Source organism: Priestia taiwanensis, from assembly GCF_014638355.1.
Lineage (GTDB): Bacteria > Bacillota > Bacilli > Bacillales > Bacillaceae_G > Priestia_D > Priestia_D taiwanensis.
Genome location: NZ_BMFK01000002.1, coordinates 409,559 through 430,273, shown reverse-complemented (window position 1 = coordinate 430,273; position 20,715 = coordinate 409,559). Strand labels below are relative to the sequence as shown.

The 20,715-nt window shown below is 38.3% G+C and carries 16 protein-coding genes and 1 other annotated feature; of the genes, 9 read left to right on the top strand and 7 right to left on the bottom strand.

All coding sequences use genetic code 11. The features are described 5' to 3' along the window. Genes IEV41_RS14240 through IEV41_RS14230 form a run of 3 tightly spaced genes read right to left on the bottom strand, consistent with a single transcriptional unit; the run spans position 1 to position 2,476 of the window. Positions 1-1,179 carry an acetoin utilization protein AcuC gene (locus tag IEV41_RS14240; protein WP_188389163.1) on the bottom strand — a complete coding sequence of 393 codons (1,179 nt, stop codon included), beginning with the start codon at positions 1,177-1,179 and terminating at the stop codon, positions 1-3. Continuing rightward, a complete protein-coding gene (locus IEV41_RS14235; RefSeq protein WP_188389162.1) occupies positions 1,176-1,820 on the bottom strand; it encodes a CBS and ACT domain-containing protein in 645 nt (214 codons plus the stop codon). The genes IEV41_RS14240 and IEV41_RS14235 overlap by 4 nt, the downstream gene beginning before the upstream one ends. A gap of 23 nt (positions 1,821-1,843) precedes the next feature. Beyond that, positions 1,844-2,476 carry a GNAT family N-acetyltransferase gene (locus IEV41_RS14230; RefSeq protein ID WP_188389161.1) on the bottom strand — a complete coding sequence of 211 codons (633 nt, stop codon included), beginning with the start codon at positions 2,474-2,476 and terminating at the stop codon, positions 1,844-1,846. 196 nt (positions 2,477-2,672) lie between these two features. Here IEV41_RS14230 and acsA point away from each other — a divergent pair, with 196 nt between their 5' ends. Continuing rightward, positions 2,673-4,391 carry an acetate--CoA ligase gene (gene acsA, locus IEV41_RS14225; RefSeq protein ID WP_188389160.1) on the top strand — a complete coding sequence of 573 codons (1,719 nt, stop codon included), beginning with the start codon at positions 2,673-2,675 and terminating at the stop codon, positions 4,389-4,391. Positions 4,392-4,442: 51 nt separating this feature from the next. On the opposite strand, the gene IEV41_RS14220 is transcribed toward acsA, so the two are convergent. Then, positions 4,443-7,088: a transglycosylase domain-containing protein gene (locus IEV41_RS14220; protein WP_188389159.1), complete on the bottom strand. Its 2,646-nt coding sequence runs from the start codon at positions 7,086-7,088 to the stop codon at positions 4,443-4,445. Between the two features lie 144 nt (positions 7,089-7,232). Beyond that, positions 7,233-7,453, top strand: a binding site (T-box leader). A 56-nt stretch (positions 7,454-7,509) separates the two neighbouring features. Here IEV41_RS14220 and tyrS point away from each other — a divergent pair. Then, positions 7,510-8,766, top strand: a complete 1,257-nt coding sequence (gene tyrS, locus IEV41_RS14215; protein ID WP_188389158.1) for a tyrosine--tRNA ligase — start codon at positions 7,510-7,512, stop codon at positions 8,764-8,766. A gap of 535 nt (positions 8,767-9,301) precedes the next feature. Next, complete coding sequence (locus IEV41_RS14210; RefSeq protein ID WP_188389157.1) at positions 9,302-9,871, top strand: mechanosensitive ion channel family protein; 570 nt, start codon at positions 9,302-9,304, stop codon at positions 9,869-9,871. A 14-nt stretch (positions 9,872-9,885) separates the two neighbouring features. Here IEV41_RS14210 and IEV41_RS14205 read toward each other — a convergent pair whose 3' ends face one another. The 3 genes from IEV41_RS14205 to msrC all read right to left on the bottom strand — a co-directional run bounded on the left by IEV41_RS14205 (position 9,886) and on the right by msrC (position 12,602). After that, a complete protein-coding gene (locus tag IEV41_RS14205) occupies positions 9,886-11,073 on the bottom strand; it encodes an oxalate decarboxylase family bicupin (protein WP_188389156.1) in 1,188 nt (395 codons plus the stop codon). A gap of 168 nt (positions 11,074-11,241) precedes the next feature. Then, positions 11,242-11,844, bottom strand: coding sequence for a 30S ribosomal protein S4 (gene rpsD, locus IEV41_RS14200; protein WP_188389155.1), 603 nt, complete (start codon positions 11,842-11,844; stop codon positions 11,242-11,244). Positions 11,845-12,116: 272 nt separating this feature from the next. Further along, positions 12,117-12,602, bottom strand: a complete 486-nt coding sequence (gene msrC / locus IEV41_RS14195) for a free L-methionine (R)-S-oxide reductase MsrC (protein ID WP_188389154.1) — start codon at positions 12,600-12,602, stop codon at positions 12,117-12,119. 200 nt (positions 12,603-12,802) lie between these two features. On the opposite strand from msrC, the gene ezrA reads away from it, so the two are divergent. From ezrA to IEV41_RS14165, 6 genes are all read left to right on the top strand, one after another. After that, positions 12,803-14,503 (top strand): septation ring formation regulator EzrA, encoded by a 1,701-nt coding sequence (gene ezrA / locus IEV41_RS14190; protein WP_188389153.1) that lies wholly within the window; start codon positions 12,803-12,805, stop codon positions 14,501-14,503. 140 nt (positions 14,504-14,643) lie between these two features. Beyond that, positions 14,644-15,777, top strand: a complete 1,134-nt coding sequence (locus tag IEV41_RS14185; RefSeq protein ID WP_188389152.1) for a cysteine desulfurase family protein — start codon at positions 14,644-14,646, stop codon at positions 15,775-15,777. A 5-nt stretch (positions 15,778-15,782) separates the two neighbouring features. Beyond that, positions 15,783-16,991, top strand: a complete 1,209-nt coding sequence (gene thiI / locus IEV41_RS14180; RefSeq protein WP_188389151.1) for a tRNA uracil 4-sulfurtransferase ThiI — start codon at positions 15,783-15,785, stop codon at positions 16,989-16,991. 104 nt (positions 16,992-17,095) lie between these two features. After that, on the top strand, positions 17,096-17,296 hold the full coding sequence (locus tag IEV41_RS14175; protein WP_188389150.1) for an alpha/beta-type small acid-soluble spore protein: 201 nt from the start codon (positions 17,096-17,098) through the stop codon (positions 17,294-17,296). Between the two features lie 149 nt (positions 17,297-17,445). Continuing rightward, entirely contained in the window at positions 17,446-19,035 is a 1,590-nt protein-coding gene (mbcS, locus tag IEV41_RS14170; RefSeq protein WP_188389149.1) for an acyl-CoA synthetase MbcS, read from the top strand. Between the two features lie 60 nt (positions 19,036-19,095). Beyond that, the gene (locus tag IEV41_RS14165) at positions 19,096-20,670 is read left to right on the top strand and encodes an amidohydrolase (RefSeq protein WP_188389148.1); all 1,575 of its coding nucleotides are present in this window, start codon (positions 19,096-19,098) and stop codon (positions 20,668-20,670) included. Positions 20,671-20,715 lie beyond the last annotated feature (45 nt).

Below are 20,715 nucleotides of genomic sequence, written 5' to 3'. Positions count from 1 at the left end.
TTATGTGAAATAGTGGCTGTTTTTGCTATGTTTACGGATAATTTCTAACGCCTTTGCAACGGTCTTTTCATTTTTTTCTTCAATTTCTATCCTCCGTGGGATAGGGGGATACAAGTCAGTAGGGTCTTCCCATGTTATGGGCATATTTACTGGTGCATAAGGTTGCCACGCTGTAAGCCATTCTTTTGGGATAGCACCACTAACATTTGTTTGCTCAGTCATATGTAACCATATATAGGACCAAGCACGAGGAACAACTCGCCACATATCGTAGCCGCCTCCACCTAGGGCAATCCATCGTCCGTCACAATATTTATGTGCTAGTTCGTGCGCTAATTTTGGAATCTCTTGATAGATACGAATGGTAGAAGATAAGTGGGTAAGTGGGTCATAGTAATGGGCATCTGCTCCGTTCTGGGTGATAATGATATCTGGTCGAAAATAATCAGCAATCTCTCGAAATGCTGTCTTATACGCATATAACCATGATTCATCTTCGGTGAAGGCATCTACTGGAATATTAAAGCAGTAACCGAGCCCAGCACCTTGTCCACGTTCTTGTATACCACCTGTACCAGGGAATAAATAGCGTCCAGTTTCATGAATAGAAAATGTACACACAGTTGGATCATCGTAAAATGCCCATTGCACCCCGTCACCGTGATGGGCATCTGTATCGACATACATAACACGTAACTTATACTTTTGTTGGATATATTTAATTGCAATGGAACTGTCGTTATAAATGCAAAATCCTGAAGCTCTTGCGTGGAAGCCATGATGTAAGCCGCCACCTAAATTCAGGGCATGACGTGCTTTTTCTTCTAGGACGTAGTCAACTGCTGTTAATGTCCCGCCTACTAGCAAAGCGCTTGCTTCATGCATATTTTGAAAAATGGGTGTATCTTCTGTACCGATACCATATGGAAGTGTTACTTCTTTGGTTACTTCTCCGTGACCAGCCCGTTTGACTATATCCATATAGACTTTATCATGTATTAACAAAATTTCTTCGTCTGTCGCAATTCTTGGCTGGATAAGGTGTGAATCGTTAATATAATCCCCTTTTCTAAGCAAATCCAATGATAAATCTACTCGTAGTTGATTGAACGGATGATGATCGTTGAATGAATAAGAGCTGAATTGTGGTGAATAAACAAAGACAGCATCTTGTTTCATTCTGCCTCTCCCATTGCACTAATCCACCGGACTGTGTACCCTTCTTGCTTTAATTGATTAATAAGGGAAAGGGGATTTAACGATTGAAAACGTACAATAAATACATTATAGTCACTTTCTTGATGAGGATAGACAAGGATGCTAACCATGTTAATATGACGTTTCGTAAAAAAACGCGTGATATTATTTAGCATATGTGGTTCATTTTTTGCTTTAATTTCGATACGTGAGCTAGGTGTATGTACACCTGTTAAGGTGAGTACGGAGCGTAAGCAGTCGGAACCGGTCAGTAAACCAACTAATTTACCGCCGTTAAGGACAGGTAGACAACTGACTTTTTGTTCAAAGAAAATAAGGGAAACTTCTTCTACACAGTCAAGTGGATGACAGGTAAATACTTCTTGTATCATAATTTTTCCAATTGGTTCTTGGAACAAATTTAGCGAAAATTCTTGATGGAAAATAGACGGTGCTGCATCACGAATATCGCGGTCAGAAATAATCCCTACTAGTTTATATTCGTCATCGACAATTGGAAGATGACGAATAGAGTGCTGAACCATTGTTTTATAGGCAGTTTCGATTGTATCAGTTGAATGTAGTGTAATAATATCTTGTGTCATAATTTCTTCTACAAGCATGAGGGGTTCCTCCTTTACTTGAATTAGTACATAAATTTATTCATGAATCGTAAGCGATCAAATTGTTGGATAGAATCTGGATCTACTCGTTTTCCGATACGCGCCATCAGGCAATTTGCGGGATGCGAGCAAATTTCTGGGTCGTCTGTTGCGTACCACTGCAAACCACCAGCATTCATCATTTTCTCCATCATTTTTCGGTAATCCCATATATTTAGTTTTGTCCCTTTCAAATCCCAATGCCAATAATATTCTGTTGTGATAACGATATAATCTTCCATTGCATCGTCAAGCATGGATACTTGCAATAAGTTCTTTCCAAGGCCACTACCGCGGAAAGCTGGACTAATCTCAATTGCACCAAGTTCAATTAAATTTTCCATTTTCGCTTCTGACCAGCGTTCTAATGGATCTGGATATAAATACGTGACATAGCCGACAATTGCATGATTGTATCTAGCAATTAAAATGCGAGCTTCTGGGAGTTTCGCAATTTCAATTAGTGCTTTATGTTGTTGCGGTGGAAGACGGAATGCCGTTAGCCCTTCATTGAAATCTAATGTTTCTAACACGTGGGAACTAACAGGACCTTCAATGACGATATCTCCTTTTGCTGTGCGTAGCTTTCTAGCGTGGTAAATCTTTTTGTGATCCATAAGATTTCATACACCACCTTCTGATGAGAAAATATTTTTGGAAATTTCTTTCTACTCTTATCATACAGAATATACAGTGAAATATAAATCGAAATTTGTCTATAAATAATTGTCACAAAAAGTTCAGAAAATACTAAAAAATTTAAAAATAATCGGTATAATAGAAGATAGAACGATGAAGGAGGGAGATTACAAAATGAAAGTGGAAACGCTTCCGGTGATTAATGGGCAATTTAACTTAGAAAGTTACGAGAAAACGTATGCAGCTTTTGATTGGAAAGAAGTAGAGAAGGAATTTTCTTGGTATGAAACTGGTAAAGTTAATATCGCATATGAAGCAATTGACAAGCATGTGAACACTTATCGTAAGAATAAAGTAGCTCTCTATTATCGAGATGACAAGCGAAATGAAACGTACACGTATAAGCAGATGATGGAGCTGTCGAATAAAGCAGGAAATGTGTATCGTAATGTTGCAGATGTACAAAAAGGGGACCGTGTCTTTATTTTTATGCCGCGTAGCCCAGAATTATATTTTGCAGTATTAGGCGCATTGAAGGTGGGGGCAATTGTTGGACCCCTGTTTGAAGCGTTCATGGAAGGTGCAGTAAAGGATCGCTTAGAAGATAGTGAAGCCAAAGTACTTGTGACAACACCTGAGTTATTAGAGAGAGTACCAATTAATGATTTACCAGCATTAAAGACAATTTTCCTTGTTGGAGAAGATGTTGAAGAAGGCGGAAAAATTGTCGATTACAAGAAATGCTTTGAGAGTGCGTCGAAGAAATTAGATATTGAGTGGTTATCGAGGGAAGATGGACTAATTCTTCACTATACATCTGGCTCAACAGGAAAACCAAAGGGCGTATTACATATTCAGAATGCGATGATTCAACATTATCAAACAGCGAAGTGGGTATTAGATTTAAAAGAAGAAGATATTTATTGGTGTACGGCTGATCCAGGATGGGTAACTGGTACGTCGTATGGGATTTTTGGACCGTGGTTAACAGGATCAACAAATGTGGTAGTTGGCGGGCGATTCCAACCAGAAACGTGGTATAAGACGCTAGAAGATTATGGTGTGACGGTATGGTATAGTGCACCGACTGCGTTCCGTATGTTAATGAGTGCTGGAGATGATGTGGTACGTAAATTTGATTTAAGTCAGTTGCGTCATATTCTTAGTGTTGGAGAGCCATTAAACCCTGAAGTAATTCGCTGGGGAATGAAAATGTTTCATTTACGTGTACATGACACGTGGTGGATGACAGAAACGGGTGCACAGTTAATTTGTAATTATCCATGTATGGACATGCGTCCTGGTTCAATGGGTAAGCCAATTCCAGGCGTACAAGCTGCAATTGTAGATAATGAAGGAAACGAAGTACCACCATATACGATGGGGAATTTGGCAATTAAGCGTGGATGGCCATCGATGATGCATCAAATTTGGAACAATCCACAAAAGTATGAATCATACTTTATGCCAGGAGACTGGTACGTATCAGGTGATTCTGCTTATATGGATGAGGACGGGTACTTCTGGTTCCAAGGCCGTGTCGATGACGTTATTATGACGTCTGGAGAGCGTGTAGGTCCATTTGAAGTAGAAAGCAAGCTCGTTGAACATCCTGCAATTGCAGAAGCTGGGGTTATCGGTATTCCAGATCCTGTTCGTGGAGAGGTTATTAAAGCGTTTATTGCGCTTCGTCATGGTTATGAAGCAAGTGATGAATTAAAAGAAGATATTCGTTTGTTCGTTAAGAAAGGATTAGCTGCACATGCAGCTCCTCGTGTTATTGAATTTAAAGACAAACTTCCGAAGACGCGTAGTGGTAAAATTATGCGCCGTGTGCTAAAAGCATGGGAATTAAATTTACCAACGGGTGATTTATCGACGTTAGAAGATTAATAGAGAAAGAGGCTGTGGTAGCACAGCCTCTTTTTTTATGGGTTCATATTATCATTGGTTTGTATTACTTTCACTACTTTCATCTGTGTTGTCTTCGTTCTGACTATCTTCTTTTTCTATTTTAACAACATTTGATGGAGAGGATAACTTTCCGGCTATATCTACTGCGACAACATAGTAGTCACCTGCTTCGGCAATCGTTGTTTGTAATGAGCTATCACGTTTAATTGTTGCGACTTTCTTATTGTCTCGATAGATATAGTATCCAAGTACATCCGCTTCTTTATTTGCTTGCCATGCCAATCTATTTCCAGAGAGTGTTACCCCTTGAACTGGTGAAGGGTTTTTTCCATCTTCTATGCTTCTTTCGATAGATAAGGATGAATTTTTGTACTTCGATTCAATAAACTCACTAGGAGTTGTAGGTAGGCTAGCATATAGTTTTCCATTAATCATAACAAAGTTTTCTGGTTTAACTGTGTTATCTGCTTTTGTCGGTAAGAACTTTAAGTTGACATAGTCATTTGTGACATGACCTGCTTGACGACAGCCTTCAGAAGGGAGTAGTCCTGAAATCCCACAAATTTCTCTTTTCCCAATTCCAGACGGCATTTGATGCGTTATTTTTGGGCCCACAACAGATGGAGAGACCTGATAAGCTGCATTTGCCAATCTAGCCCATAGTTCTAAGTTACGGCGATGACCACTGGGATCAACAGAGATGTTTTTGTCATAGCCGAGCCATGTGCCAAATGTGACGTTAGGATTTGTTGCGACAAACCATAAGTCATAGTAGTTATTCGATGTTCCTGTTTTCCCTGCCCAGTCTGTCCGGAAATTTAAATGTGAATTTAATGAACCGGCAGTACCTTGCATAACATCGCGCATCATATCGGTTGTCAAGTAAGCGGTTTGTGGACTAAATACTTCGACTGGTTTACTTTCATGTTGATAAATAATATTTCCTGCTTTATCTACGATCTTTTCAATCATATAGGCATCAATGAATTTTCCGCCGTTAGCGAATGTTGTATAAGCATTAACATTTTCTTCTACTGTTACCCCTTTACTCATACCACCTAAAGATAATGAAGCGGCCCCACGATCGTTTTCATGTAATGTTGTAAAACCCATTTTTTCTAAGTATGAAATAGGTTTAGTAGATGCGTTATTTAAATATACTTTTGCTGCTGGAATATTATAAGAATGTTTGATTGCATCACGAATTGTAACTATTCCATTTTCTTTGTTATTAGCGTTTCCTGGATTCCATCCTTTTGGCCATTTAAATCCATCTAGGGAATCTTCTATTTTTGTACCTGGATGAATAGAGCCATTTTCAAGTGCAGGTGCATACACAAGTAACGGTTTCATTGTCGACCCGTTTTGTTGTGGTTCTTGGGTGGCATGGTTAATTTGTGATTTGTTAAAGTCACGGCCGCCAACAAAGCTTAAAATAGCCCCGGTCTTATTATCAATCATGATAGCGCCAGTTTCTTCTTGATAGCTTTCCCCTTTATATGATTTATTTGGACCAAATTTGGAAAAAGTCTGTGTTGCTTGTTGCATTGCATCATATATTTTCTTATCGATGGTTGTATGTACTTTATATCCATTTTGACGATATTGACGCTGTGCATAATTTTTGTAAATTTCTTTTTCATCCTTTTTTAAAGTATTTAAGTCTTTTCCATCTTTCTTTGCTAACGTTTCTGCTAAAATCTCAGTCGTTCGTTTTTCAATTTCCATCGTTAGCCATGGATACTGTTCGAATGGTGATGGTTGTTTCGGAATTAAGCTTGCCTTAATATCAAAGGATTGTGCTTCTTGTAGTTGTTCGTCCGTGATGAATTTTTCTTTATGCATACGATTTAAAACCGTCTGCATGCGTGCTAGTCCTGCATCGATATTTTCCTTTACTTCACCATTTTTGGTGTACGGTGTGAAAGCATATGGATTTTGAGGTAACCCAGCAAGATACGCCGCTTGAGCTAAATTAACGTCTTTCACATTAATACCAAATAATCCTTTTGCAGCTGTTTGGATACCTGCAATGTTCCGACCAGACGAATTGCGACCGAATGGAACGACATTTAAGTATGCTTCCAAAATTTCGTCTTTCTCAAAGAGTGTTTCAAGTCGTAATGCAAGTAAGATTTCTTTCGCTTTACGTTCGAAAGAAACTTCATTTGTTAATACTTGGTTTTTGATTAATTGTTGCGTTAGTGTACTACCACCTGAGCGAGCGGATGTGTTGGCAGCTTCTTGGAACATAGCACGTAATACTGCTTTTGGTACAACACCTGAATGCTCATAGAAATGCTCATCTTCCGTTGAGATGATGGCATGTTTCACATGTTCTGACATGTCTCCAAGAGCGACGTGTTCCCGTTCTAAGTCTGACCTAGCGTTGCCGAGAAATTCATTATTGGCAAAATATAATTCCGTCGTTTCTTCATAATCATAAATTTGTTTTTCCATCTCGGCATGGCTACGCAACGGTTCGTCTTTCACTAGTGAAGTGAAATAGCCCATTCCAATACCAAATCCAAAGCAAAGACCTACGACAAGTAAGAAGGAAAGAACGAGTGTTAAATTCCATATTACATCGTATGTAATCCTCGCTTTTCTTTTTGTAGGTTCTTTTTTGAAAAAGTGAATGATTCGTATAAGAAAAGATGTTGTTTTCTTTTTCATAGATAGAAATTCCTCCTAGAAAATTACACCTATTATACCATGTACGGAAAAAAGATACATTATTTGGTTTTCATGTAGGTAATATAGACGAGGCTTATTTGACTTTTTGGGTAAAGTAATGATATAAAAGAAGATATATATGAATAAGAAGCGATGAAGGATCGAAGTAGTATTTATTACCTTGTTGAAGAGAGCTAGTGGACGGTGAGAACTAGTACGGGGATAAGTATGAATTACAGTCTGGAGCATCTTTCTTCAATTGAAATATTCAAGAGGGGAAAGACGGTGATAAACCGTTATTTAAACAAGGTGGTAGACGCTTTTGTCTACAACTAGGGTGGTACCGCGATAATATCGTCCCTACTGGTGAACAGTAGGGGCGTTTTTTATGTGTATTTTAACAAGTAAAGGAGATTGAACGATGAGTATTATTCAAGAATTAACGTGGCGTGGAGCTGTTTATCAACAAACGGATGCAGAGGGATTAGAAGAATTATTACAAAAAGAACAGATTGCACTGTATTGCGGAATTGACCCAACTGGGGACAGTATGCATATCGGACATTTATTACCGTTTTTAATTTTACGTCGTTTCCAACAAGCTGGACATAAGCCAATTATTCTTGTAGGTGGAGCTACTGGTACAATTGGTGATCCAAGTGGTAAGAAGGAAGAGCGTCAATTACAAAGTCTTGAAACTATTCAACATAACGTTGCATGCTTACAAGGGCAAATGAAGCGTATCTTTGATTTTGAAGGCAAAAATGGCGCAGAAATGGTGAATAACTACGACTGGACATCACCACTTAGCATTATTGATTTCTTACGTGACTTCGGTAAAAACTTTAACTTAAACTACATGCTTTCAAAAGATACGGTAGCATCTCGTTTAGAAACAGGAATTTCATTCACAGAGTTCACATACCAAATCCTACAGGCAATGGACTTCAACCATTTATACGAAAACCATAACTGTAAACTTCAAATTGGTGGAAGTGACCAATGGGGCAACATTACAGCTGGTTTAGAGTTAATTCGTAAGAAGCAAGGGGAAGGTGCAAAAGCGTATGGCTTAACAATTCCGCTTGTAACGAAAGCAGACGGTACGAAGTTTGGTAAAACAGAGAGCGGTGCAATTTGGTTAGACCCAGAGAAGACAACCCCGTACGAGTTCTATCAATTCTGGATTAACACAGATGACCGTGATGTTATTAAATACTTAAAATTCTTCACATTCTTAACAGAAGCAGAAATTGCTGATATTGAGAAACAAATGGAAGAAGCAGCGCACTTACGTGTTGCTCAAAAAACATTAGCAGCAGAAATGACACGTTTAATTCATGGTGAAGAAGCGTTAGAACAAGCAATCAAAATCTCAGCAGCATTATTCAGCGGTTCAGTAGCGGAATTAACAGCGGCAGAAATTAAACAAGGCTTCAAAGATGTTCCAACATTTGAAGCGACAGACGAAGAAGTTGGTCTTGTAGACTTATTAGTAGAAGCAAAAATCTCTCCATCAAAACGTCAAGCACGTGAAGATGTAACAAACGGGGCTGTATACGTAAATGGTGAACGTACGCAAGAATTAGAAAAAGTATTAACGAAAGAAGACCGTATCGAAGGTCAATTTACAATTATCCGTCGTGGCAAGAAGAAATACTTCTTAATTAAATATTAATTTGGACTGTACCAGAAGTCGTTTTGGCAAGAGTTTTTTGCTGAAACGACTTTTGTTTTACGTCATCATTCAATAATTGTATTTAAATAATAATTATTTTAAATAAGTATTGATTTTAATTAGAGAAATGATATAATAATAGTTGTATTCGACATGCACACAACAAAGGTTTTATAACAAGTTCATCAATCCTTTATACAACAAGCATAGGTATATGCAGTCGGAAACAACATATTTGATTAAAGAAAGCTTCGTCCTTCCTTTGCTAGCTATTAGCATCATGGATGATATACTCCCTCACTATTTACACCGTATAACAGACGAAGTAACCAACCTTTAAGTGAAATAGGCATACAACATACGTACAGTAAAAAACCTCCTTTGTGACAAAAGGGAGGTTTTTTACTACGTTATATAGATTGAATAGTCTGATTTATAGGAAAAGAAAGGCTCTTTTTACATGTCTTGAATTGATGCATGAATTACCATACAATAGTTCATATTAACTTTAATGACAATAAAGGAGAGAAACGACATGGATGTTTTTTATAGTATTCAACGAGATTACGTGAACACAGCAACATTTATGACAATTGGGATGGGGATCCTAAAAATCATTATTATCTTAGTTCTTGCAAGTATTATTACGCGCCTTGCAAGCAAAGGTATTCGTAATTTCTTTAAGATGAAGGCACGTGTGCCAGGAAAAGTGAATGAAGGACGGGAACAAACGTTAATTAAACTTTGTGAGAATATCGTATACTATGTGATTTATTTCATCGCAATCGTAACAATTCTTGGTTTATTCGGTATTGAATTAGGACCAATTTTAGCAAGTGCGGGGGTATTAGGTCTTGCGATTGGTTTCGGTGCACAAGGTTTAGTGAAAGATATTGTAACAGGATTCTTTATTTTATTCGAAAACCAATATGGTGTTGGTGATAAAGTACGCATTAACGGTATTGAAGGGGCAGTTGAAGAATTAGGTCTTCGTACAACAAAAATAAAAGGTGATAACGGCGAGTATTTCTATTTATCAAATAGTAGTATTACACAAGTAGCAAACCTTACATATGCAACAGAACAAGAAGAAGCAGCTGAGTAAATCAGCTGCTTTTTCTATTGGTGTTCAGTATCCGGATATTTAACGACAGGCCATTTCTCTTTTCGCAATGCATGGATTAGTTCTTCTCCTACATGTAAATGGTCTTTAATAAGTTCTTTAGGGGTTAATGCCATCCATTGGTTCAATGATACGTCGGCGAAACGATTACTTTGGAACATTTCTAAAAACCATAAACTAGTCTCTCCTGTATTTTGAATATAATGTCCCATTGCGAATGGTACATATCCAACATCACCTGCTCGGTAGTTGAATGTTCGTGCAGTACCACTTGCGCCAAATACGGTCATACGAGCGGTACCGGAAAGGTAATATTGCCATTCATCGTTATTTGGATGCCAATGCATTTCTCTCATTCCACCAGGTTTCACTTCAACTAATGCAGCTGCTATTTTCGTTGAAATAGGGAAGTGTGTAGAATCGACGATACGTACGGTTCCGCCTGGAGTGATGATAGGTTCTTGGTCGAGTAATTTATATGTGAAACTTTGTGGGATGGCTCCATAAGGGTCAGGTACTTTCTGGTTTTCGAGTGAGCCAGGTACATTTGTTTGAAAAATATAACGTTGTTTTGTAGGGATGTGAGAAAAGGCTTCTTTCGATACGCCAAAATTGGCAGCGAGTACGTCTTTTGGTGTATGTGCGAACCAATCAGTAATGGTGAAGGTATCTAACTCAGAGAAATTGCCATCATCAAAGACAAGTAAAAATTCGCATCCGTCCCCTAATCCTTGAATAGAATGAGGAATTCCAGCGGGAAAAAACCATAGGTCTCCGGCACTGACATCCGCGATGAAGTTTCGACCATTTTGATCGACGGAAGTAATCCGGGCGTTACCAAGAATCATGTATGCCCACTCAGATTGTTTGTGCCAATGAAGTTCACGGACGCCACCTGGTGTAAGTCGCATATTGACTCCGGCCAGTGTTGTAGCAATAGGGAGTTCTCGAATCGTTATTTCTCTTGACCAACCGCCATGATTTAATTGCATATGTGTATCGGAGAAAGAGAATTTTAAATTGGGGATTGTTCCAGCATCAGTAGCTGGTGGAACAAGCATATCGGGATTTTCAAGGTCTCTTAAGATGTCACGTGGACCGAAATCTGTTGCGCCAGCACCATCATCACGAATAGGGTGTGGTATATATTTATAGGAGGGGAGCTTTCCATGTTGTTTTTTCATCAGCGATACTCCTTTCTCTAATAGGGGAAGAATAGAGAACAGTGTCTTGTTCTATCAGTAATGTATGATGTGGGTAGGGGGAATATATCGCTTTGGAGGAAAATGAGAAGTTATCTATAAAGAAAAACCCTAGAAACATGGTTTCTAGGGTTTGGATCAGCGATGTTATTAACGAGAGTAGAACTCTACGATTAATGCTTCGTTGATTTCAGCAGCTAATTCAGAACGCTCTGGTAAGCGAGTGAAAGTAGCAGTTAACTTTTCAGCATCGAATGCTAAGTATTCTGGTACGAAGTTGTTTACTTCTACAGATTCTTTAACAGCTGTTAAGTTTTGAGATTTTTCACGTAAGCTGATTGTTTGACCAACTTTAACGCGGAATGATGGGATGTCAACGCGTTTTCCATCAACCATTACGTGGCCGTGGTTAACTAATTGGCGAGCTCCACGACGAGTGCGAGCTAAGCCCATGCGGTATACTAAGTTATCTAAACGGCACTCAAGTAAGATCATGAAGTTCTCACCGTGTTTACCAGTCATTTTACCAGCAATGTCAAATAAGTTGCGGAATTGACGCTCAGTAACACCATAAGTGTGACGAAGCTTTTGCTTCTCTTGTAACTGTAAACCGTATTCAGATAATTTTTTGCGTTGGTTAGGACCGTGTTGTCCCGGTGCGTATGGACGCTTTTCTAATTCTTTACCAGTTCCTGATAAAGAAAGACCTAAGCGACGAGATAATTTCCAAGATGGACCTGTATAACGAGCCATAATAGACTCCTCCTTTGTTGTTTTGATTTATTTGGCATAAAACAAAATCAACCGCAAAAGCTCCAAATAAGCGCATTCTATTTTCATGTATCTTCGCTTTTGCAGCAAAAGTTACGGGATACACCTCCCATGGAGGAACAGAATGAATACTTATAAGTGTTTTTGTGGGCTGCGATATTTTACACAAAAAATATTATAATATGTCTATTCGACAGAGTCAAGTGTTAAGGTAAAAGGCTTAACATGTCTGCTTTTATTAAGAGAAATGTAGCTTATGTCCAGTGTTTCATTAAGATTGTGACGAACTGTTGTAAATAAGCTTCGTCTATTTCATCAAAACGATCTTTGATTGGACTATCAATATCTAAGACACCAAGTACACTATCATCTTTAATTAGTGGAATTACAATTTCTGAATTAGAAGCCGCATCACATGCGATATGACCTGGGAATGTATGTACATCAGCAATACGTAATGTTTTTCTCTCTTGTGCAGCGGTACCGCATACACCTTTTCCAAATGGAATACGGACACATGCAGGTAATCCTTGGAATGGTCCTAATGCCAATTGATTTTCTTTGTCTACTAAGTAGAAGCCAACCCAATTAATATCATGCAAAAATACATTCAATAAAGCAGAAGCGTTAGCTAAGTTTGAGACGTTGTTTGTTTCTCCAGTAATCAATGCTTCTACTTGCTTTAATACAAGTTCATATTTCTCTTCCTTCGTTCCTGTGTAGGATTTTGCTTCAAACATGAATATACCGCCCCTCATTCTAATAATTCTCTTAAAAAATTTCAAAAATTTAGGTCAAAAAAGGTTGGTTACATGTTATCATATATAATATACATATTGCACGATACATGTTTCTATGGAAATGTGTTCTTTTATGACGATATATAAAATAAGGTACGGAATTTGTAATTACTGGATGAAGGGTGGAAAAAGGTAGCACCATGAATAGTACATTTGGCATTATTATTTTAATTCTTGCAATCATTATCTGTTCGATGATTGTAGGGTTAATGATTCGAAACAAAGTGTTTAAAGAATTGGATAGGCTAGAGGTGTGGAGAATTGAACTGTCAAGTAGACCAGTTGCAGAACAACTAGGACGTCTTAAAGAATTGAACTTAACAGGTCAAACAGAAGAATTATTTGAAAAATGGCGTGTAGAGTGGGATGAAATCGTTGGTGTTATGTTGCCAAATGTAGAACAACTTTCTGATACAGTCGAACAGCAAGCTACCAAGTATAAATATCGCAAAGCAAAAAGTCAGTTACAGGAAATTGAGAATATACTGCAAGAGATAGATGATAAAACAGCAGCAATTTGCCGCGAGTTAGAAGATTTAATTGGTAGTAAAGAAAAAAGTGTCACAGCAATGGAAGAGGCACAAGGGGTTTATCGTGATTGTAAGAAGAATCTATTGGCACATCGCCACATGTTTGTCTTATGCGAAACTGCAATTGAACAAGCGTTAGATAAATTGCAACAAGACTTCCAGCGCTTCAATGAAGCAACCGAGGAAGGAAATTACTTACTTGCAAGAGAAATCTGTGCCGATGTTTCGAAAGAAGTGGTAGAGCTTCAAGAGAAGATGAAAGAATTACCACATATGCAGGTGGAGTGCCAGGCAGATCTTCCTGTGCAAATTGAAAGCATGTTAGATGGATACCGTCAAATGAAAGAAGATGGTTATGTATTGAACCATCTGTCGCTAGAAGAGGAAGCACAGCAATTAGTAGAGGCGAATCAGAAGTGCATCGAACATATTAAATTGTTACAAGTAGAAGAAGCAAAGACGCTATTAGCATATATAAAAGGTTATATGGATGATGTATATGATCAATTAGAAACAGAAGTTAATGCAAAACACTTCGTAAAGAAAGAAGTTATCGAAGTAGAGGAAGCATTAGTAGTATTTAAAGAAAGTGCAGCTGCTACGAAAGAAGAAACACAAATTGTGAAACAAAACTATCAATTGTATGACAAAGATGTAGAAATGCAGAAGTACATTGATAAGCAACTTCAAATATTGAAGAAGCGTTTTGATATGGTGCAATTACGTCTTGTAGAAAAGGATATTGCGTTCTCTGTGATGCAAGATGACTTGAAAGATATTCGTAAGCAATTAGATGCGGCACGTGAAGCACATAAAGAATACGAGGAATTACTACAAGTATTGCGTAAAGACGAAAAGCAAGCTCGTGAACAATTAGCAGAAATGAAACACTATATGATGGAAGCAAGACGAATGCTTCATCATTCGAATTTACCAGGATTGCCAAAGAGTCATCTATTTGAATTTGAGCAAGCTAGCAAAAAAGTGCAAGCAGTATATGATCAATTAGAAGTGAAGCCATTGCATATGGCTGAGGTAAATGAATTACTAGAAGAAGCAAGAACACATGTGATGAGTTCGTATCAAAACACGAAGACGCTTATTGAGAAAGCATACTTAGTAGAGAAAGTTATTCAATATGGAAATAGGTATCGTAGTCGTGATGAAAAAGCAGCCTATATGCTTGGACAAGCTGAGAGTTTATTTAGAAAGTACGAGTATGAGGAAGCGTTAGAGCAAGCGGCCTCCGTTGTAGAAACGATAGAGCCGGGTGTTGTAAGAAAATTAAAAGAAATGATTGATGTAGATTGAAGATGCATATAGATGCATCTTTTTTCTTTTTTACATAAGTAGATGAAGCTGTACATCGATGATGGTAGGATATAGATTCTTTATTTATTGTATGATAAGATTATGGGATGCAACGAAATGTAAAGGTTGGAGGGGTAGTGTTGATTTATTTTGATAATAGTGCAACTACGAAGCCATATAAAGAGGTATTGGATGCATTCGTAACGGTTTCTACAAATTATTTTGGAAATCCTTCCTCCATTCATCAACTAGGAAGCGAAGCAGAACGATTGTTAACACAATCGAGAACCGTTGTTGCGAGCTTGTTACATGTAAAGCAATCGGAAATTGTTTTTACATCAGGTGGCACGGAAGGGAATAATTTAGCGATTAAAGGAATTGCGTTGAAGCATCGAAATCGTGGGAAGCATATTATTACATCACAAGGTGAACACCCTTCTGTTGTAGAAGCTTGTAAACAACTTGAGCAAGTAGGATTTGACGTTACGTATTTACCTTTAAATGAACAAGGTGTAGTTACTGTTCAGTCGGTGAAAGAAGCATTACGTGACGATACAATTCTTGTATCGCTTATTCATGTAAATAATGAAATCGGTTCAATTCAACCGATCCAAGAAATTGCTCAGTTATTAAAGAATTATCCGAAAGTTTTCTTCCACGTGGACCATGTACAAGGAATTGGAAAAGTACCAATTTCTCTGCAACATATCGATTTATGTACAGTATCAGGCCATAAATTTCATAGTGTAAAAGGAACTGGGATTCTATACATTCGAAATGGTGTGAAGTTAGATCCTCTTCTTTCAGGTGGACAGCAAGAAAGCTTTGTTCGGTCTGGAACAGAGAATTTAGCAGGAATTGTTGCTATGACAAAAGCATTACGTATGACTCTAGAGAAGAGCAAGGAAGCAGTAGGCTATGTCACAGCTCTCAAGGAAGAACTTCAAACTTTTCTAGAAGGACTTGATTATGCACACGTAAATTCTCCAGTCGGAGGAGCACCGCATATTTTAAACGTATCGTTTATTGGCTTAAAGCCTGAAGTTCTTGTACATGCTTTTGAAGAGAGAGGAATCTTTGTTTCGACGAAATCAGCATGTTCATCGAAACAAAAAGAGATAAGCCGTGTCTTATTAGCGCTTGGATTACAAGAGAAAATTGCAGAAAGTGCTATTCGTATTAGCCTTTCATTTGAAAATACAAAAGAAGAAGTAGAAGCTTTCAAACAAGCTGTTATAGAAATTGTTCCAAATTTATATGAAGTGATGAGGTAAAGGAAATGAAATATGATCGCATTTTAATTCGTTACGGCGAAATGACAACAAAAGGAAAAAACCGTAATCGTTTTGTCAGCATTTTACGTCAAAATATTGCAACAAAGCTAAAACGATTTGGAAACTTAAAATATGAAGCAACGAGAGATCGTATGTATATCATGTTAAATGGTGAAGACCATGTAGAAGTAATGGAAGATCTTCGTCATGTGTTTGGTATTCATACGTTCAGTTTAGCTATGCGTACGGAAACGAACTTAGATGATATTAAAGTTGGTGTACTAGCAGCGTTTAACGAAGAACGTAAAGATGCCAAGACGTTCAAGATTACAGCGCGTCGTTCATTCAAAGGTTTCCCACTAACAACGATGGAATTAAATAAAGAATTAGGCGCACATATTTTAATTAATGCAGGCAATATTGGTGTAGATGTGCATAATCCAGATGTAGACGTTCGCGTCGAAGTAAGACAAGATGCAACGTACATTACATGTGGAGAAGTGAAAGGTGCGGGTGGCTATCCAGTTGGTGTTGGTGGCAAAGTAATGCTTCTTCTATCAGGTGGAATTGATAGTCCAGTAGCTGGCTACTTAACGATGAAACGTGGAGTAACAGTGGAAGCTGTTCACTTCCATAGTCCACCTTATACAAGCGAACGTGCAAAACAAAAGGTTGTTGACCTTGCTCGTCATTTAACGAAGTATTGCCGCGGTGTTGTTCTGCATGTTGTACCGTTTACAGATATGCAAAAGATGATTCATAAGAAAGTACCTTCTAACTACGAAATGACAGTTATGCGTCGTATGATGATGCGTATTACAGAGCGTATCGCTGAGAATCGTCGTGCAATGGCGTTAGCGACAGGTGAGAGTTTAGGACAAGTAGCGAGTCAAACGTTAGACAGCATGAACACAATTAATGAAGTAACAAATTATCCAATCATTCGTCCGCTGATTACAATGGACAAATTGGAGATTATTGATATTGCACAAGCGATTGATACGTACGATATTTCAATTCGTCCGTACGAAGATTGCTGTACAATTTTCACACCAGCTAATCCGGCAACGAAGCCGAAGCGTGAAAAGGCACAGCACTTTGAACAATTATTCGACTACGAAGCACTAATTCAAGATGCAGTAGAGCGTACAGAGAAAATCATTCTTGAGCATGAAGTGAAACAAGTAGAAGACGAATTTAAAGACTTATTATAATTGTCATTTTCTTTGAAGATATTATACCAAAAATTACCTAGTTATTTTTCGTATGAAGCCATGTGTTTTAACACACTCTATACTCACAAGGAGGTGAATAACACATGGCAAACAACGGTTCAAACTCATTAGTAGTTGCAGGTGCTCAACAAGCGCTTGATCAAATGAAGTACGAAATCGCTAGCGAATTTGGTGTACAATTAGGGCCAGATGCTACAGCACGTGCAAACGGTTCTGTAGGTGGCGAGATTACAAAACGTCTAGTTCAAATGGCTGAACAACAATTAGGCGGCTTCCAAAAATAATTGTATATAAAATGGCTTAAGAGGGTGGGATTGTCCCACCTTCTTTTTTTGTGCGAGATTTGGCTGATTTTGTAGGACGAATGTACGTCGGTGAAAGTGGCATCTTCGTTATAATGGAAGAGAGAATCGTCGGAAATGGGGGAATAAAGATGAAACGAGAAGAATTGATTGCTCCTCATATATATAACCTCGTAGAGGAAATGGAAAGATATGCAAGCAGTGAAGAGAAAGTGGCACTTGTATGGGTAGATGAGAATGATAATTCACGTACGCTTACATATGCAGAAATGTTAAGAGGCGCAAATAAAATTGGTAACGTTTTCTTAGAGAAGGGATTGCAAAAAGGAGATACGATATTCATTATGCTTCCTAAGTTAGTTGAAACGTACATGGCATACATAGCAGCGTTGAAACTCGGACTAGTTGTTATTCCGAGCTCTGAAATGTTACGGAAGCAAGATATTGTGTACCGTCTTGTACATGCAGAAGTAAAGGCAGTTATCGCATATGCTCCACTTGTGCATCAATTTAGTGAGATAGAAGAGATGCAAAATGTTCAATCGTTTGTTATTGGAGAAGAAGTAGAAGGATGGATCCCTCTTTTATTAGAAATGCAGAAACAATCGGATGAATTAAGTATGGGGGAAACAACTTGTGAGGATATGTGCTTTCTATCGTATACGTCTGGAACGACAGGGAGACCAAAAGGGGTGGTGCATACACATGGATGGGCGTATGCGCATTTGCAAACATCCGCGAGAAGTTGGTTAAGTATTGAGTCAGATGATCTTGTTTGGGCGACAGCAAGTCCAGGTTGGCAAAAGTGGATTTGGAGTCCATTTCTTGCAACACTAGGTTCTGGTGCAACAGCTTTTGTCTATAACGGAAAGTTTGATCCTAACATGTATTTACAGTTAATGGACAAGTATCAAATTAACGTTCTTTGTTGTACACCAACAGAGTATCGGTTAATGGCAAAAGTGAAATCGCTAGGAGATTACACATTATCTTCGCTCCATAGTGCTGTATCGGCAGGAGAGCCATTGAATAGAGAAGTAATTGATACGTTTCAGCGTTATTTTGGGTTAACGGTACGAGATGGATATGGGCAGACAGAAAATACGCTATTAGTTGGAACATTGAAAAATATGGATGTGAAAATTGGCTCGATGGGAAAACCAACGCCGGGGAATGTTGTAGAAATTATTGATGAAGACGGCGAACCTGTACAAGTAGGGGAAGTTGGAGATATTGCTGTCCATATAAGCACACCTGCATTATTCAAATGTTATTACAAAGATGAAGAGCGTACGAGAAGTCAATTCCGCGGAGAATATTACATTACTGGTGATAAGGCAAAGCGAGATAAGGATGGATATTTCTGGTTCGAAGGTAGGGGTGACGATATTATTATTAGTTCGGGTTATACAATCGGACCATTTGAAGTAGAGGATGCGCTTGTAAAGCATGAAGCTGTTCGGGAATGTGCCGTTGTTGCTAGTCCTGATGAAATAAGAGGAAGTATTGTGAAAGCATATATTGTCCTTCTAGACCACGTTTCGTTGCAAGATGAAGAAATACTTAAGGAAGAATTGCAAGATCATGTGAAGCGATTAACTGCACCGTATAAATACCCTCGTAAAATTGAGTTTGTGAAAGAACTTCCGAAGACAGTTTCTGGTAAAATAAGAAGAGTAGAATTACGTGAGAAGGAATTGAATGCATCATACAATAGATAAAACAAAAGAGACAGCTAGGCATCTTGCCAGCTGTCTATCTTTAGGATAAGGGGATGCCGTATGAAGAAGCTTTGGCATGGTGGAATAATTTATACGATGAGAGAAGAAGGCGAAGTTGTTGAAGCAGTTGTGACAGATGATGCAACGATCATCGCCATTGGTGATAAAAAGAAGTTAGAGCAAGAGTATCCTATTGATGAATATATAGAATTACAAGGACGGACGATGATACCTGGGTTGGTAGATAGCCATATCCATCTTATTGGTCACGGAGAAATGCTAAATAGGCTCGATTTAAGTATGTGTACGTCCATGAAAGAAGTCATGGAGAAAGTAGCAGAGAAAGTGGCACAAACACCGAAGAATCAATGGATTGTCGGTGAAGGATGGAATGAGAATATTTTTCTTGATAAGAAAGACTTCTCTTTAGAAGAAATCGATGTAATTACGAATTCTCATCCCATTGTTTTAAAGCGTGTATGTAGACATTCGCTTTTTGTAAATAGGCTTGGGTTACAACAAGCGGGAATTACAATTGATACGTTGTCACCAAAAGGTGGAGAAATTGGTCAAAAAGATGGAGAGTTAACAGGCATGTTGTATGATACAGCGCAAGAGAAAGTCCTTTCTCTTGCATCTGTCCCAACAGAAGCTTATTTGAAAGAAGCTGTAACTTTAGCAATTGAAGATATGTGGAAATATGGGATTACAGGGGTTCATACGGAAGACTTGAATTATTACGGTAGTGCAAAGCTTGTACATCATACGTTCCAAGAAGTAGTGGAGAAGGGAAAGAAGCGATTCAAATTACATTTACTTGTACACCATGAAGTAGTAGATGAAATGAGGGACATAGAATCTTCTCACTATATTGAAATGGGGCCAATGAAGATTTTTGTAGATGGATCGTTAGGAAGTCGAACAGCTTTGTTACGTGAACCGTATGCAGACGACACGTCTAAAAAGGGACTTGCTTTATTTACGAAAGATGAATTAGCAACGCTTGTTCATAAAGCGAGAACGAGAGAGATGGCTATTGCAACACATGCGATTGGAGATTTAGCGATGGAATATGTTATTGATGCAATTGAACAACACGGTCCTGTTAATAACAAGCGTGATAGGCTTATTCACTGCCAAGTACTGGACGGGGCATTAGTAGCGCGTATGAAAAATCTACAAATGGTAGCAGATATTCAGCCGACTTTCCTTGCTTCGGATTTTCCTTGGGTGATAAATCGTTTAGGAGAAGAGCGAATGACATACAGCTATGCGTGGCGAACATTACTAGATAATGGAATAGCTTGTTCTGGTGGTTCAGATTCTCCTATTGAGACAGCAAACCCATTTATCGGCATATATAGTGCAGTTGCACGAAAAAGTTTCCATGGCGAGAAGGATGTTGTATACGGTGAACAGGAAAGGTTAACTGTCTTTGAAGCAGTATCGTTGTATACAACAGGTAGTGCGTATGCAAGTAATAAAGAAAATGTCAGAGGGATGATTCAAGTAGGGTATGACGCTGATTTTACGGTTATTGACTTAGATGTTTTTGGCCTGAAGATAAAAGAAATTCCGTTTATAGAAGCAGTGATGACTATTGTAGATGGGGAAGTTGTCTACCAGAGGAAATAAGTAATGTGTAGAAAATGGAGAAATAATGATCGTTTTGCCTAAGGG